Genomic DNA, 15,561 nt, shown 5'->3' on the forward strand with positions numbered 1-15,561 from the left:
CCTTAATAAGTCCGAATCTTAGGTTCAAAAGTCGGAACAGTCTTCGGCGAGAAGTTCACAGCACGCTTGGTCACGCGCTTGTCACCCGGGAAGTAGAGGGTGTGGCACAGCCAGTTTTCGTCGTCACGGTCTTCGAAGTCTTCACGGGCGTGAGCACCGCGGGACTCTTTACGTACTTCAGCTGCGATGGCGGTGGCTTCGGCCACTTCCAGCAGGTTCTGCAACTCAAGCGCTTCGATACGTGCAGTGTTGAACGCCTGCGACTTGTCGTTGATCTTGACGTTGGCGATGCGCACGCGCAGGTCAGCCAGTTGGGCAATACCCTTCTGCATGTATTCGCCGGTACGGAATACACCGAAGTAGTTCTGCATGCAGTTTTGCAGCTCGCGACGCAGGGTTGCCACGTCCTCACCTTCGGTACGCTCGTTCAGAGCGGACAGACGGGCCAGGGCCGCATTGATGTCGGCGTCGGTGGCCTCGTCGTATTCGATACCGTCGGTCAGCGCCTTTTCCAGGTGCAGGCCGGCAGCGCGGCCGAATACCACCAGGTCGAGCAGCGAGTTGCCGCCCAGACGGTTGGCACCGTGAACCGATACGCAAGCCACTTCACCCACTGCGAACAGGCCAGGGATGATTTCGTCGACGCCTTCGCCGTTCTGGGTGATCGCCTGGCCGTGAATGTTGGTGGCAACGCCGCCCATCATATAGTGGCAGGTCGGAACAACCGGAACCGGAGCAACAACCGGGTCAACGTGTGCGAAAGTCTTCGACAGTTCGCAGATGCCTGGCAGACGGCTGTGCAGCACTTCCTCGCCCAGGTGGTCGAGTTTAAGCATTACGTGGTCGCCATTCGGACCGCAACCGTTGCCGGCGATGATTTCTTTAACCATCGAACGGGCAACAACGTCACGACCAGCAAGGTCTTTGGCGTTCGGAGCATAACGCTCCATGAAACGCTCGCCGTGCTTGTTGATCAGGTATCCACCTTCACCACGGCAACCTTCTGTAACCAGTACACCGGCACCGGCGATACCGGTCGGGTGGAACTGCCACATTTCAATGTCTTGTACCGGCACGCCGGCACGCAGCGCCATGCCAACGCCGTCACCGGTGTTGATCAGGGCGTTGGTGGTCGAAGCGTAGATACGACCTGCACCGCCGGTAGCCAGTACGGTGGCCTTGGCACGGATGTAGGTGGTTTCGCCGGTTTCGATGCAGATGGCGATCACGCCGACGAACTCGCCTTCGCCGTTCTTCACCAGATCGACAGCGTAGTACTCGTTCAGGAACACGGTACCGGCTTTCAAGTTGCCCTGATAAAGGGTGTGCAGCAGAGCATGACCGGTACGGTCGGACGCAGCGCAAGTACGCGCAGCCTGGCCGCCTTTACCGTAGTCCTTGGACTGACCGCCGAACGGACGCTGGTAGATACGACCTTGCTCGGTACGCGAGAATGGCATACCCATGTGGTCCAGCTCGTAAACGGCAGCCGGGCCTTCCTGACACATGTATTCGATAGCGTCCTGGTCACCGATGTAGTCGGAACCCTTGACGGTATCGTACATGTGCCAGCGCCAGTCATCGTTCGGGTCCGCGGAGGCGATAGCGCAGGTGATGCCACCCTGAGCCGATACGGTGTGCGAACGCGTCGGGAAAACCTTGGTGATCACGGCAGTCTTGTGACCACCTTGTGCCAGTTGCAGCGCTGCGCGCATGCCGGCACCGCCACCACCAATGATGATGGCGTCGAAAGAAATCGTTGGAATGTTAGCCATGAATCAGATACCCCAGAGAATCTGCACACCCCAGACGAAGTAAGCGAACATCGCAACGCCGCATACTGCCTGGAAAAGGAAACGTACTGCAGTCGCGGACTTGCCCAGCGCCATCGGCGTCAGGTAGTCGGTCGCGATGGTCCACATGCCGACCCAGGCGTGAGCGCCCAGGGCAACGAGGGCCAGCAGACTGAAGATACGCATCCCGTTGTGGGCGAACAGGCCATGCCACTGCTCGTAGCCAATGCCCGGATTCGCTGCGAGGTATCCGATCAGGAAAATGAAATAAGCCGCGAGAACAACCGCAGACACACGCTGTGCCATCCAATCATAGAGGCCCGAACGCGAAAGGTTCGTAACGCTGGTTACCATATCCAAACTCCTGCCAGAACGATCAACACCACGGAAACGGCGATGATAATTTTCGAGCCCAGGCGGCCGCCTTCCAGCGTCTCACCGATGCCCATGTCCATGATCAAATGGCGCACACCGGCTACCAGGTGATACAGCAGAGCGGACAGGAGGCCCCATGCTACGAACTTGGCCAGCGGACTGGTCAAGCATGCCTTCACGTCGGCAAAACCTTCCTCGGAACCCAGGGATTTGCCCAATGCATACAGCATGAAGCCAAGGCCCAGGAAGAGGATGATGCCGGAAACACGGTGAAGAAACGACGTAACGCCGGTGATGGGGAGTTTGATGGTCCTTAGGTCTAGGTTTACAGGTCGTTGGCTTTTCACGGCTTTTTTTTCACACTGAAGAGCCCCTAACAATCAGGGCAAAGTTGTTGGGGAGTGCACTGGTCAGGTAACCACCACCCAGGGATGCGACCCCCAATAAAGCAGGCCCAAAAGCCCCTGGCGGTCGGTGGCCGAGTATAGACAGTTAGGCTACTAATGACAACGCGTTCACCTTCCCCTAATAGCTGATTGCACAAGCGCAATAAAAGGCGTAAACGGCAGGCAATTTCGAGGAAAAAGTCCGGTTAAAGCCTTCTGGAGCAAGACTTTAGGCAAATTGACATTCGAATTTATCTCACTATAGTGGTGCGGGCCCTGCGTGGGGGGTCTGTCTGATGATTTCAAGCATAAATAGGAGGCCACATGGCTGACAAAAAAGCGCAGTTGATCATCGAGGGCGCAGCCCCCGTCGAGCTGCCCATTTTAACCGGCACCGTTGGTCCCGATGTTATCGACGTTCGGGGCCTGACGGCCACGGGCCGCTTCACCTTTGACCCGGGTTTCATGTCGACCGCTTCCTGCGAGTCGAAGATTACCTATATTGACGGCGATAACGGCATTCTGCTGCACCGCGGCTACCCGATCGAGCAACTGGCCGAGAAGTCGGACTACCTGGAAACCTGCTACCTGCTGCTCAACGGCGAACTGCCGACAGCAGAGCAAAAGGCCCAGTTCGTCAGCACCGTGAAGAACCACACCATGGTTCACGAGCAGCTGAAGACTTTCTTCAACGGCTTCCGTCGCGACGCTCACCCAATGGCCGTGATGTGCGGCGTAGTCGGCGCCCTGTCGGCCTTCTACCACGACTCCCTGGACATCAATAACCCGCAGCATCGCGAAATCTCCGCGATCCGCCTGGTTGCCAAGATGCCGACCCTGGCAGCGATGGTTTACAAGTACTCCATGGGCCAACCCATGATGTACCCGCGCAACGACCTGTCGTACGCGGAAAACTTCCTGCACATGATGTTCAACACTCCGTGCGAGATCAAACCGATCAGCCCGGTACTCGCCAAGGCCATGGACCGGATCTTCATCCTCCATGCCGACCACGAGCAGAACGCATCGACCTCCACCGTACGCCTGGCAGGCTCCTCGGGCGCCAACCCGTTCGCCTGTATCGCTGCCGGCATCGCGGCACTGTGGGGCCCGGCTCACGGCGGCGCCAACGAAGCCGTACTGACCATGCTCGATGAAATTGGCGATGTCTCGAACATCGACAAGTTCATCGCCAAGGCCAAGGACAAGAACGATCCGTTCAAACTGATGGGCTTCGGTCACCGGGTTTACAAAAACCGCGACCCACGCGCTACCGTCATGAAAAAGACCTGCGACGAAGTGCTCAAGGAGCTCGGCATCCAGAACGATCCGCAACTCGAACTGGCCATGCGCCTGGAAGAGATCGCCCTGACCGACCCGTACTTCATCGAGCGCTCGCTGTACCCGAACGTCGACTTCTACTCGGGGATCATCCTCAAGGCGATCGGCATTCCAACCAGCATGTTCACCGTGATCTTCGCCCTGGCGCGGACCGTCGGCTGGATCTCCCACTGGAAAGAAATGCTCTCCAGCCCGTACAAGATCGGCCGCCCGCGCCAGCTGTACACCGGCTACGAGTCGCGTGACATTACCAAGCTGGAAGACCGCAAGTAAGTTCAGTCTTGCTGTAGCGTGTTGAGTTGCACTGGAAACGGCCACTATTTATATAGGGGCCGTTTTTGTTTGCGTCGGACTTAGGGGCGTTTTTTTGATTGTGTACATATCTGTTGTTTAGGTAACGGCCAGTTAGGGTTCCGCCCTTACGGCGGGTTACTTTGGGGCCCCAAAGTAACCAAAAGGCTGTGCCCCTTTCGTTCGGCCCTTCGCCCAGGCTCAGGGTGCCTTCGCTCCGGCCCTGCTCCGTGGGCCCGCCGCCATCGGCCATCCATGGCCGGGGGCGGCTAACCCGGCATCCATGCCGGGTTGCCCACTGCGCAGAACCTCCACTCAGCCTCTCGAGGGGGCGTGCACCGCAACAGCAACGCGAGGCGGCCTACCGGCCGGCCTGGTCACTGTGTAGTGGTCAACTGATCGTTCCCGCATGGGAACGATCAGTGTGGAGCATCACCACTCAACAGGCCGAGCGTTAGCTCGCCTGCAGCTCTTGATCTTGATCCACCCGCCCCTTCGGGAGGCTGAGTGGAGGTATTCATCCGGGGATTGGCGCGCAGCGCCGTTCGACGCAGTCGAACTCATTGCCTGGAGGTCGTCGCGAAGCAGACCGGAGGGCAATGCCCCCGGATGGATGCCGGAGCGAAGGAACGCCGAGCCTTAGCGAGGGGCCGGACGCTCGGGGCGAAGCGTTTTTTTGCTTACTTTTTTTAGGCGCTTGTAAAAAAAGTGAGTCGCCGTAAGGGCGAAACCATAAGTCGCCGTTACCGCAGGAATGGATATGTACTCGGTCAATAAAATATAGGTCGGCTGTCCGGTCACCTTCAGGACAAGTCGGATCGCCACATCGCTCGCTCCTACGGAATTATCAGCGCCGAATAAAAATGCCCCGATCTCTCGACCGAGGCATTTCATACAACGTCGCTACTTATATAGAAACATCAAACCTTAGTGCGAAACCGCCCCACTCGCCCCCAACCCAGTCTGCGAACGAACGAACTGCGGGAAGAACAGCGCCCGCTCATTGTCCGCCGCCGTCGACTTGTCAGTGATCGAGAAGAACCAGATCCCGATAAACGCAATCATCATCGAGAACAGCGCCGGGTACTCATACGGGAAGATCGCCCTCTCGTGATGCAGGATCTGCACCCAGATGGTCGGACCCAGCACCATCAAGCCCACCGCACTGACCAGACCCAGCCAGCCACCAATCATCGCCCCACGGGTGGTCAGCTTCTTCCAGTACATGGAAAGCAGCAGCACCGGGAAGTTACAGCTCGCGGCAATGGAGAACGCCAGGCCTACCATGAACGCGATGTTCTGGCTTTCGAACAGGATCCCCAGACCGATCGCCAGCACCGCCAAGGCAATGGTAGTGATTTTCGAGACACGGATTTCATCCTTCTCGTTGGCCTTGCCCTTCTTGATCACACTGGCATACAGGTCATGCGACACCGCCGATGCACCGGCCAGGGTCAGGCCGGCAACCACCGCCAGAATGGTGGCGAACGCTACCGCCGAGATAAAGCCCAGGAAAATACTGCCACCCACCGCGTTGGCCAGGTGCACCGCCGCCATGTTGTTACCGCCCAACAGGGCGCCCGCCGCATCCTTGAATTCCGGATTGGTGCTGACCAGCAGAATCGCGCCGAAGCCGATGATGAAGGTCAGGATGTAGAAGTAGCCGATGAAGCCAGTTGCATAGAGCACGCTCTTGCGAGCTTCCTTTGCATCACTCACGGTGAAGAAGCGCATCAGGATGTGCGGCAGGCCAGCGGTACCGAACATTAGCGCCAGACCGAGGGAGAACGCCGAGATCGGATCTTTCACCAGGCCGCCCGGGCTCATGATCGCTTCAGCTTTCGGGTGAACCTTGATCGCCTCGGAGAACAGCATGTTGAAGTCGAAGTTGACGTGCTTCATCACCATCAGCGCCATGAACGAGGCACCGGACAGCAGCAGCACGGCCTTGATGATCTGCACCCAGGTGGTTGCCAGCATGCCGCCGAACAGCACGTACATGCACATCAGGATGCCTACCAGGATCACCGCAACATGGTAGTCCAGGCCGAACAGCAGCTGGATCAGCTTGCCGGCACCGACCATTTGCGCGATCAGGTAGAACGCCACCACCACCAGCGAACCGCAGGCAGACAGGGTGCGGATCTGGGTCTGCCCAAGGCGGTAGGACGCCACGTCGGCAAAGGTGTATTTACCCAGGTTACGCAGACGCTCGGCGATCAGGAACAGAATGATCGGCCAGCCCACCAGGAAGCCGATCGAGTAGATCAGGCCGTCATAGCCGGACGTGAACACCAGCGCGGAAATCCCCAGGAAGGACGCCGCCGACATGTAGTCACCGGCAATCGCCAGACCGTTCTGGAAACCGGTGATCTTGCCGCCCGCCGCATAGTAGTCAGCAGCCGAATTGTTACGCTTGGAGGCCCAGTAGGTGATGCACAGCGTCGCGCCGACAAAGGCCACGAACATCAGGATTGCCGAAATATTGAGCGGTTGCTTGTGCACTTCGCCAGTGAGTGCCTCGGCCGCCCAAACGGCGGGGGCGAAGGCGGCGAGGCCCAGGACTGCAAATAGGCGCCGGATCATTGCTTGGCCTCCTTCAGAATCGCATTGTTGAGATCGTCGAACTCGCCGTTGGCGCGTCGTACATAGATGCCGGTCAGAATGAAGGCCGAAACAATCAGCCCCACACCAATCGGAATGCCCCAGGTAATCGACGACTCAGGGCTGATCTTCGCCCCCAGTACGTGCGGCCCGTAAGCGATCAGAAGAATGAATCCGGAGTACAGCCCAAGCATGATCGCCGATAGTATCCAGGCGAACTTTTCCCTTTTACGAACCAGCTCCTTGAAGCGCGGGCTGTTTTGAATCGAGAGGTAAATGCTGTCGTTCATTGTTTTTATCCTCGCAGCACAGATATGTGTTGGAACGTTATCCACTCTATGCGGCTCAAGGAGAGGTTCCAGACGACCTTAGTCTTAGAACGCAAAGTGTCGGTTTCACCCATTGAACGCGGACAAAAACAAAGGCCCGCGAGGCAAAAATGCCAAGCGGGCCTGGAAGGTGCTGACTAGACGCGTCGAATTAAATTACTGGACCCACTCGGCCACTCGTTCCGGGTGTTTGGCCACCCAATCCCGGGCCGCGACATCCGGCTTGGCGCCATCCTGAATCGCCAACATGACTTCGCCGATTTCGTCTTTCGAGGCCCACTGGAAGTTATGCAAGAACTTGGCGACTTCCGGCGCCTTCTTCTCCAGCCCCTTGCTGCCGATGCTATTGACGGTTTCCGCTGCGCCGTAAACGCCTTTGGAATCGTCAAGGAAGCGCAGCTTCCACTTGGCGAACATCCAGTGCGGTACCCAGCCGGTCACGGCAATGGACTCTTTCTTCTCTTCCGCGCGGGTCAGCTCGGCAATCATCCCGGCACCGGAACTGGCCTGCAGTTTGTAGTCCAGGCCGTAGTCCTTGATGGCCTGGTCGGTCTTGAGCATCACGCCTGAACCGGCATCGATGCCGACGATCTTGTTCTTGAAGGTGGTGTCATCCTTCAAGTCAGCGATGGAGATGGCCTTGACGTACTCCGGCACGATCAAGCCGATTTTTGCGTCCTTGAAGTTGGGACCGTAGTCGACCACCTTGTCCTTGTTCTTCGTCCAGTACTCACCGTGGGTCACCGGAAGCCAGGCCGAGAGCATGGCATCGAGTTTGCCCGTGGCCACGCCCTGCCACATGATCCCGGTCGCCACGGCTTGCAGCTTCACGTCATAGCCGAGCTTCTGCTTGATCACCTCCGCTGCCACGTGAGTGGTCGCCACGCTGTCGGACCAACCGTCGACATAGCCGATGCTCAGGGTTTTGCTGTCGGCAAATGCCTGCGTGGAGCCGATCGCCAGTGCCAGAGCGGCACCGGCGCCTAAGAGTCGTCGCATCTTCATCGTTACTTCCCCGAAAGTGCTGCGCCCGACGAATGCCGAGCAGCGTCAACGTATGTGCACAGCGCCTCCATCACGCCTCACCGCAAACTCGTTCGAACATCAGCGGAGTACTGATACCTCGATCATCAACCTCGCGACCTCGGCGACCTGCTCTACGAGCGACCTCAAGGCAGCGAGAAACGACATCAGAAAGCCAGTAACGACACCCCGACGAATTACCCTGGCAACTCCCGCCCGAACTTTGCATATCAAAATCATGCAGCCCACCAAGCCTCTGGCAAATGCAGGTAAGATGCGCGGCTTTGTTCCCGGATGGCTTGACCATGCCCGCCAGCTCGCGCTTCCCTTTTTTCGCTTATCTGTTTGCCTGCCTGCTCGGCCTTTTTGCCTTATGTGGCTACTGGTACGGCCTCGGCCAACCGGTGGTATTACCGGATGCTGCCAGCGCCACGCACAAACTGCAGTGCGCCTCCTACACCCCGTTCGATAAAGACCAGTCGCCGTTCGATGTGCCATTCAACCTGCGTCCCGAGCGCATGGACGCCGACCTTGCGCTGCTGGCGACCCGTTTTGAATGCATCCGCACTTACTCGATGACCGGCCTCGAAGCCCTGCCGGACCTGGCGCGCAAGCACGGTCTGAAAATGATGATCGGCGCCTGGGTCAACAGCAACCCGGTGGACACCGCCAAGGAAGTCGAGCTGCTGATCGCCGAAGCCAACGCCAACCCGGACGTGGTCACTGCGGTGATCGTCGGCAACGAAGCCCTACTGCGCAAGGAAATCACTGGCGCGCAACTGGCCAAGCTGATCAGTCACGTCAAAAGCCAGGTCAAACAACCGGTGACCTACGCCGACGTCTGGGAATTCTGGCTCAAACATCCTGAAATCGCCCCGACAGTGGATTTCCTCACCATCCACTTGCTGCCGTACTGGGAAGACGATCCGTCGAACATCGACGCCGCCCTGCAACACGTCGCCGAGGTACGCCAGGTGTTCGGCAATCGCTTCGCCCCCAAAGACGTGATGATTGGCGAGACCGGCTGGCCGAGCGAAGGCCGCCAGCGGGAAACCGCCGTGCCCAGCCGGGTCAACGAAGCCCGCTTCATTCGCGGCTTTGTCGCCATGGCCGAACAGCAAGGCTGGCACTACAACCTGATCGAAGCGTTCGACCAACCCTGGAAACGCGGCAGCGAAGGCGCGGTCGGTGGTTACTGGGGGTTGTTCGACGCCGACCGCCAGGACAAGGGCGTTCTCGCAGGCCCGGTCAGCAACCTGCCGTACTGGCCGCAATGGCTGGCCGTGGGCGGGCTGATATTCCTCGGCGCGTTGATGCTGGGAGGCCGCGTGCGCAGCACCCGTTCAGCATTGATATTGCCGCTGCTGGGCGCTGTCGCGGCCTGCTCTATCGGAAGCTTTGCCGAGTTGGCGCGCGTCACCAGCCGCTCTGCCGATGAATGGATCTGGGCCGTTGTGCTCGTCACCCTGAACCTGCTGGTTCTGACCCATGCAGCATTGACCCTGAGTACCCGAACCGGCTGGCGTGAACGCGCCTTCAATGCGTTGGAGCGTCGCGCCGGCTGGCTGCTGGCCGCGGCAGGCTTTGCCGGTGCGGTGATGATGCTGGGACTGGTGTTCGAGCCACGTTATCGCAGCTTCCCAAGCGCCGCCCTGCTGCTACCAGCACTGGTTTACCTGATTCGCCCGGTCAGTGTTCCTCGCCGTGAAATCGCCCTGCTGACCTTTATCATCGGCGCCGGCATCGCCCCGCAACTGTATCGCGAAGGCTTGCTCAATCAGCAAGCCTGGGGCTGGGCACTGGTCAGTGGGTTGATGGTTGCCGCGTTGTGGCGCAGTTTGCGAGTGCGCAAAGGCTGACGGCCATTCGCCTGCCGATGGGTTATCGCGGGCAAGCAGCCGGTGCCCGCACCAACCGCAACCCCGCAATCACCACCGCAAACACCGCCAGGCTGGTGTTGTACAGGGCCAGTGCAGGGAAACCGAACATCAGCGCCAGCAGCGCCAGCCACCAGCCCGCCCGCTCCGGTGCGAAAAAACCGGCCAGCGCCGCGGCCAACGCGGCCCAGCCCATGACCTTGAAGTGAATCATCAACCCCAGCCCGGAGCGCAACTGGCATTCCCAGCGACTGGCCTGATCCACGCAAATGCCGACCCACTGGGCATCTTCCATAAAGCCATAACGCGCACCATAACTGGCGACCAGCCATAGCGGCAGTACGATGCACAGCAATATCACGGGTAAACGGCGGGACATGAAACTCTCCGAGAGGCAAAACGGCGCCCAGCTTAATCGCACGAGGCCGCGAAACAAACGCATTCAACAGATAACTGGTCATCAAATGCCTGCAAAGTGTATCGTCCGGCTACTATTGACCACCACTCAGCCACTTTGGTGCCGATGCATGGCACTTTGGCGCGAAACCTGTGGTCATAGCCTGCGAACTTCATTAGGCACCTTCCTCTAAGGGATTTAGTCATGCTCCGTTCCTTGCGCTTCGCTGCCCTTTTCGGCGGCCTTATCCTGAGTGCGTCCGCACTGGCGATAGATATAGATGCCGCCAGTTATGGCTACCCGCTTACCAACCCGTTTGAAGCGACGATTGCCACGACACCGCCAGAACTGAGGCCAGAGCTGCCACTGGACGAAGATATCAATCAGGGCGATTACAGCCTGGCGCTGCGCCCCGAGCGCGCCTTCGAATTGCCGGACAACTTCTGGGCGGTGAAAAAACTCACCTACCGCATGGCCACCCAGGACCACGCCGCACCGCTGATTTTCCTGATCGCCGGCACCGGCGCACGCTACGACAGCAGCCTCAACGAATACCTCAAGCGCCTCTACTACAAGGCCGGCTATCACGTCGTCCAGTTGTCCTCGCCCACCAGCTACGACTTCATTGCCTCCGCGTCCCGCTTCGCCACCCCGGGCGTGAGCAAGGAAGATGCCGAGGACATGTACCGCGTGATGCAAGCCGTGCGCGCGCACAACCCGAATCTGCCGGTCACCGACTACTACCTCACCGGTTATAGCCTGGGCGCACTGGATGCGGCCTTCGTCGCCCATCTGGACGAAACCCGGCGCAGCTTCAACTTCAAGAAAGTCCTGCTGCTCAATCCGCCGGTGAACCTCTATACCTCCGTGACCAACCTCGACAAGATGGTGCAAACCGAGGTCAAGGGCATCAACAACAGCACCACGTTTTATGAACTGGTCCTCAACAAGCTGACCCGCTACTTCCAGGAAAAAGGCTACATCGACCTCAACGATGCGCTGGTCTATGACTTCCAGCAGTCAAAAGAGCATCTGACCAACGAACAGATGGCCATGCTGATCGGTACCTCGTTCCGTTTCTCGGCCGCCGACATCGCCTACACCTCGGACCTGGTCAACCGCCGCGGCCTGATCACCCCGCCCAAGTACCCGATCGCCGAAGGCACCAGCCTGACGCCGTTCTTCAAACGCGCCCTGCAATGCGACTTCGATTGCTACCTCACCGAGCAGGTGATTCCCATGTGGCGCGCGCGCACCGACGGCGGCAGCCTGCTGCAACTGATCGACCAGGTCAGCCTGTACGCACTGAAGGACTACCTGCACGACAGCCCGAAAATCGCCGTCATGCACAACGCTGACGATGTGATCCTTGGCCCTGGCGACCTGGGCTTCCTGCGCAAGACTTTCGGCGACCGCTTGACGGTCTACCCTCACGGCGGCCATTGCGGCAACCTCAACTATCGCGTCAACGCCGACGACATGCTGGAGTTCTTCCGTGGCTAAACCTCTCCTGTTTCTCGCTGCGTTGCTCTGCGCAAGTTATGCCAATGCCGACAACAGCAAGGCCAACACCCCGACCGTGGTAGATCCGGACGGCTTCACCGAACCCTTGACCAAACTCAAGTTCAACCCGGGGCTGGACCAGCGCGAATTCGAGCGCTCGACCCTCAGCGCCCTGAACGTCTATGACCCGCTAGAGTCGTGGAACCGTCGGGTCTACCACTTCAACTACCGCTTCGACCAGTGGGTGTTCCTGCCGGTGGTCGACGGTTACCGCTATATCACCCCGAGCTTTCTGCGCACCGGTGTCAGCAACTTCTTCAACAACCTGGGTGACGTGCCCAATCTGGTGAACAGCCTGTTGCAACTCAAGGGCCAGCGCTCACTGGAAACCACCGGGCGCCTGCTGCTCAACACCACGGTCGGCATCGCCGGCCTGTGGGATCCGGCGACCTCCATGGGCCTGCCACGCCAAAGCGAAGACTTCGGGCAGACCCTGGGGTTCTACGGCGTTCCGGGCGGCGCCTACCTCATGCTGCCGATCCTCGGCCCCTCGAACCTGCGCGACACCGGCGGGCTGGTGGTCGACTACACGGCAGAGTCAGCGATCAACTTCCTGAACGTGTCGGAAGTCAGCGAGAACCATCCGGAAATCTTGATCCTGCGTGGCATCGACAAGCGTTACCAGACCCGCTTCCGCTACGGCCAGACAAACTCGCCGTTCGAGTACGAGAAGGTACGCTACGTCTACAGCGAAGCCCGCAAGCTGCAGATCGCCGAGTAATCACGCTGGCAACAAAAAGGCCATTCGACTCGCATCGAATGGCCTTTTTCATGCACCTGTCATCCCCTATCCTTTGTGGGAGCGAGCGTACATTGCTTGCTCAGCCTTTGACCGCGCGCCAGCCCCTGCTCACCATCATCACACCGGCCAGCACCACCGCCCCCGCCACAATCCCGGCCACGGCGTTCATCAAGCTCGGCACGATCCACGAGAAGCCGCCAACGCTCTGGCTCACACCTTCAATCCAGTGATGTACCGCGGGCACGCCATGGGTGAGAATCCCGCCACCGACCAGGAACATCGCGGCCGTACCGATCACCGACAGGCTTTTCATCAAGTACGGTGCAGCCCGCAGGATCGCGCCCCCGATGCTTTTGGCCACCTGCGCCGGTTTCTGCGTGAGCCACAAGCCGAGATCGTCGAGCTTGACGATGCCCGCCACCAGACCGTAAACACCGACGGTCATGACGATGGCAATCCCCGACAGCACAATCACCTGTTGCGTCAGCGGCGCGTCGGCCACGGTGCCCAGGGTGATGGCGATGATTTCCGCCGAGAGGATGAAGTCGGTGCGCACCGCGCCCTTGATCTTGTCCTTCTCGAAGGCCACCAGATCGACGGCCGGGTCAGCCACGGCTTCGACCAACTGCGCATGCTCGGCCTGATCTTCGGCCTTGCTGTGGAGGAACTTGTGCGCCAGCTTTTCAAACCCTTCAAAACACAGGTAGGCCCCCCCCAGCATCAGCAGTGGCGTGACCAGCCAGGGAATGAACGCGCTGATGGCCAGCGCCGATGGCACCAGGATCAGTTTGTTGATGAACGAGCCCTTGGCCACCGCCCAGACCACCGGAATTTCCCGCTCGGCGCGCACGCCAGACACCTGCTGGGCATTGAGCGCCAGATCGTCACCCAGGACGCCGGCGGTCTTTTTCGCGGCCAACTTGGTCATCAACGCAACATCGTCGAGCACCGCGGCAATGTCATCGATCAACAACAGCAAACTGCTTCCTGCCATGGCTCAGGGTGTCCTTCGTGAATAAGTGATGTGCAGCATAGCCTGCCACACTGCGTAAGGGCATTCTTGAGCGTCGCGCGAGGCCGGTGCTACCATGCGCAACCGCCAGTACAGGCAAGGAATCACCTGTTTTATGAGCACTATCCGCGAGCGCAATAAAGAACTGATCCTGCGTGCCGCCAGTGAAGAATTTGCCGACAAGGGCTTCGCTGCGACCAAAACCAGCGATATCGCGGCCAAGGCGGGGTTACCAAAGCCCAACGTCTATTACTACTTCAAGTCCAAGGAAAACCTCTACCGCGAGGTCCTGGAAAGCATCATCGAGCCGATCCTGCAGGCCTCGACGCCGTTCAACGCCGACGGCGAGCCCAGCGAAGTGCTCGGCGGCTACATTCGCTCGAAGATCCACATCTCCCGCGACCTGCCATTTGCCTCCAAAGTGTTTGCCAGCGAAATCATGCACGGCGCCCCACACCTGAGCGCCGACCTGGTGGAGCAGCTCAACGGCCAGGCCAGGCACAACATCGACTGCATCCAGACCTGGATCGATCGCGGCCAGATCGCCCCCATCGACCCCCATCACCTGATGTTCAGCATCTGGGCCGCGACCCAGACCTACGCCGACTTCGACTGGCAGATCACCGCCATCACCGGCAAGGCCAAGCTGGATGACGAGGATTACGAAGCGGCGGCGCAGACAATTATCCGCTTGGTGCTCAAGGGCTGCGAGCCGGATCGCAGGGCCGAGTGACCCGCCATCGCGGGCCTGCTTGATCCATGCAGTACCGCCCGCCGAATGGGGGCGGCCTGCGAATTCCAATCAACCGCTGCACGGATGCCTGTCAGCCAGGAACGCCAACAAGGCCTCAGTGACAAACCGCGGATTTTCCAGATTGGAGATATGTCCGGCTTCAGGCACCAGTCGATAGGGACAGCCAATCAACTCTGCCATTTCCATGGTTTCCGAAGGCGGTCTTGGAGTGTCCTGGTCACCGCACATCACCAGCGTGGCTTGCGGGTTCAACTGACTCAGACACGCCAACACATCCTCTCGACCAAACGTGATCCGCCCCAGCGGTACGATGCTCTCGCGCAAACGCTCAGGCGGTAAGGCTGCCAGTGATGCGCGAAACTGCTGATAAAGCGGTGACTGCGGGTCGATTCCCGGCCGGAAGAAAATCGGTACCACGATATCGAGAATCTGCGGCGTAATCGCACCCGCCTCCTCGATCTGCTTGAGCAACGAAAAATAGTACTGCCGGGTGGCCTCGGGTTCGGCGCCGAGGTAGGTGTCCATCAGCACCAGGCCGTTGATGCGCTGCGGGTGGGACAGGGCCAGGCGCGCCCCCCACATGCCGCCGACCGAAAGGCCGACCAGCGTCACATGCTCAAGGTCCAGGTGATCGAGCAGCGCCAGGGCCTGGCGCGCCAGGTCATCCAGGGAGGCCGTGCCCTGGGGCAGCGACCCGGACTCACCGTGTCCCCACAGGTCCAGGGCAATCACCCGATACTGTTGCGACAAGGCCGCAATCTGTGGCGCCCACATAGCCTGGTCCCACAAGTAACTACCGGCCAACAGCACCGCAGGGCCCACACCTTGGTCAATATAGTGAAGGGGTTGTCCATCAATCGTAACGAAGGGCATCCGTTGTCTCCTTTGCACAGTGTGCTTGTCAGAAATGGTCCGGCAGACTGTCCCGCGCAGGTATGAGCGTCAATTCCGGCTTCAATAGCGCATGTGACAAGGCCACCGCGCACAAGCGCTACCGACCACCCACCTCTACGCGGTCGTTGTCGCGGGCAAGCCCGCTCCCACACGAAGCCTGCGACACCGATGCCGTGAGAG

General features: G+C 59.4%; 15 protein-coding genes. 5 read left to right on the forward strand and 10 right to left on the reverse strand.

Annotated features, from left to right (window positions below; all coding sequences use genetic code 11):
- Positions 1-2 precede the first annotated feature (2 nt).
- Genes sdhA through sdhC form a run of 3 tightly spaced genes read right to left on the reverse strand, consistent with a single transcriptional unit; the run spans position 3 to position 2,515 of the window.
- Positions 3-1,775, reverse strand: a complete 1,773-nt coding sequence (sdhA, locus tag CKW07_RS04675) for a succinate dehydrogenase flavoprotein subunit (protein WP_095143812.1) — start codon at positions 1,773-1,775, stop codon at positions 3-5.
- Between the two features lie 3 nt (positions 1,776-1,778).
- Positions 1,779-2,147, reverse strand: coding sequence for a succinate dehydrogenase, hydrophobic membrane anchor protein (sdhD, locus tag CKW07_RS04680; protein ID WP_045057756.1), 369 nt, complete (start codon positions 2,145-2,147; stop codon positions 1,779-1,781).
- The gene (gene sdhC, locus CKW07_RS04685; RefSeq protein WP_056852964.1) at positions 2,141-2,515 is read right to left on the reverse strand and encodes a succinate dehydrogenase, cytochrome b556 subunit; all 375 of its coding nucleotides are present in this window, start codon (positions 2,513-2,515) and stop codon (positions 2,141-2,143) included. Before sdhC ends, sdhD begins: the two co-directional genes overlap by 7 nt.
- 363 nt (positions 2,516-2,878) lie before the next feature.
- Here sdhC and gltA point away from each other — a divergent pair, with 363 nt between their 5' ends.
- Positions 2,879-4,168, forward strand: a complete 1,290-nt coding sequence (gene gltA / locus CKW07_RS04690) for a citrate synthase (protein WP_090464061.1) — start codon at positions 2,879-2,881, stop codon at positions 4,166-4,168.
- A 657-nt stretch (positions 4,169-4,825) separates the two neighbouring features.
- Here gltA and CKW07_RS25160 read toward each other — a convergent pair.
- The 4 genes from CKW07_RS25160 to CKW07_RS04710 all read right to left on the reverse strand — a co-directional run bounded on the left by CKW07_RS25160 (position 4,826) and on the right by CKW07_RS04710 (position 8,124).
- On the reverse strand, positions 4,826-5,080 hold the full coding sequence (locus tag CKW07_RS25160) for a hypothetical protein (RefSeq protein WP_141234421.1): 255 nt from the start codon (positions 5,078-5,080) through the stop codon (positions 4,826-4,828).
- 33 nt (positions 5,081-5,113) lie between these two features.
- Complete coding sequence (locus CKW07_RS04700) at positions 5,114-6,772, reverse strand: cation acetate symporter (protein ID WP_095143814.1); 1,659 nt, start codon at positions 6,770-6,772, stop codon at positions 5,114-5,116.
- Positions 6,769-7,080, reverse strand: coding sequence for a DUF485 domain-containing protein (locus tag CKW07_RS04705; protein WP_095143815.1), 312 nt, complete (start codon positions 7,078-7,080; stop codon positions 6,769-6,771). Before CKW07_RS04705 ends, CKW07_RS04700 begins: the two co-directional genes overlap by 4 nt.
- Before the next feature lie 195 nt (positions 7,081-7,275).
- Positions 7,276-8,124 carry a glycine betaine ABC transporter substrate-binding protein gene (locus tag CKW07_RS04710; RefSeq protein ID WP_095143816.1) on the reverse strand — a complete coding sequence of 283 codons (849 nt, stop codon included), beginning with the start codon at positions 8,122-8,124 and terminating at the stop codon, positions 7,276-7,278.
- Between the two features lie 281 nt (positions 8,125-8,405).
- Between CKW07_RS04710 and CKW07_RS04720 the strand changes: the two genes are divergently transcribed.
- A complete protein-coding gene (locus CKW07_RS04720; RefSeq protein ID WP_095143817.1) occupies positions 8,406-10,001 on the forward strand; it encodes a glycosyl hydrolase family 17 protein in 1,596 nt (531 codons plus the stop codon).
- A gap of 22 nt (positions 10,002-10,023) precedes the next feature.
- Here the strand turns inward: CKW07_RS04720 and CKW07_RS04725 are convergent, their stop codons facing one another.
- Positions 10,024-10,398: a hypothetical protein gene (locus CKW07_RS04725; RefSeq protein ID WP_095143818.1), complete on the reverse strand. Its 375-nt coding sequence runs from the start codon at positions 10,396-10,398 to the stop codon at positions 10,024-10,026.
- A gap of 222 nt (positions 10,399-10,620) precedes the next feature.
- Between CKW07_RS04725 and CKW07_RS04730 the strand changes: the two genes are divergently transcribed.
- Together CKW07_RS04730 and CKW07_RS04735 are read left to right on the forward strand one after the other, a co-directional pair.
- Positions 10,621-11,919 carry a serine/threonine protein kinase gene (locus CKW07_RS04730; protein ID WP_095143819.1) on the forward strand — a complete coding sequence of 433 codons (1,299 nt, stop codon included), beginning with the start codon at positions 10,621-10,623 and terminating at the stop codon, positions 11,917-11,919.
- Positions 11,912-12,700, forward strand: coding sequence for a VacJ family lipoprotein (locus CKW07_RS04735; RefSeq protein ID WP_095143820.1), 789 nt, complete (start codon positions 11,912-11,914; stop codon positions 12,698-12,700). Before CKW07_RS04730 ends, CKW07_RS04735 begins: the two co-directional genes overlap by 8 nt.
- 100 nt (positions 12,701-12,800) lie before the next feature.
- Here the strand turns inward: CKW07_RS04735 and CKW07_RS04740 are convergent, their stop codons facing one another.
- Positions 12,801-13,715, reverse strand: coding sequence for a DUF808 domain-containing protein (locus CKW07_RS04740; RefSeq protein WP_095143821.1), 915 nt, complete (start codon positions 13,713-13,715; stop codon positions 12,801-12,803).
- Between the two features lie 133 nt (positions 13,716-13,848).
- Between CKW07_RS04740 and CKW07_RS04745 the strand changes: the two genes are divergently transcribed.
- Positions 13,849-14,466 carry a TetR/AcrR family transcriptional regulator gene (locus CKW07_RS04745; RefSeq protein WP_095143822.1) on the forward strand — a complete coding sequence of 206 codons (618 nt, stop codon included), beginning with the start codon at positions 13,849-13,851 and terminating at the stop codon, positions 14,464-14,466.
- Between the two features lie 69 nt (positions 14,467-14,535).
- Here the strand turns inward: CKW07_RS04745 and CKW07_RS04750 are convergent, their stop codons facing one another.
- Positions 14,536-15,360 (reverse strand): alpha/beta fold hydrolase, encoded by an 825-nt coding sequence (locus tag CKW07_RS04750; RefSeq protein ID WP_095143823.1) that lies wholly within the window; start codon positions 15,358-15,360, stop codon positions 14,536-14,538.
- Positions 15,361-15,561: the final 201 nt, after the last annotated feature.

The sequence above is a fragment of the Pseudomonas sp. Irchel s3b6 genome (assembly GCF_900187415.1).
Taxonomy (GTDB): Bacteria; Pseudomonadota; Gammaproteobacteria; order Pseudomonadales; family Pseudomonadaceae; genus Aquipseudomonas.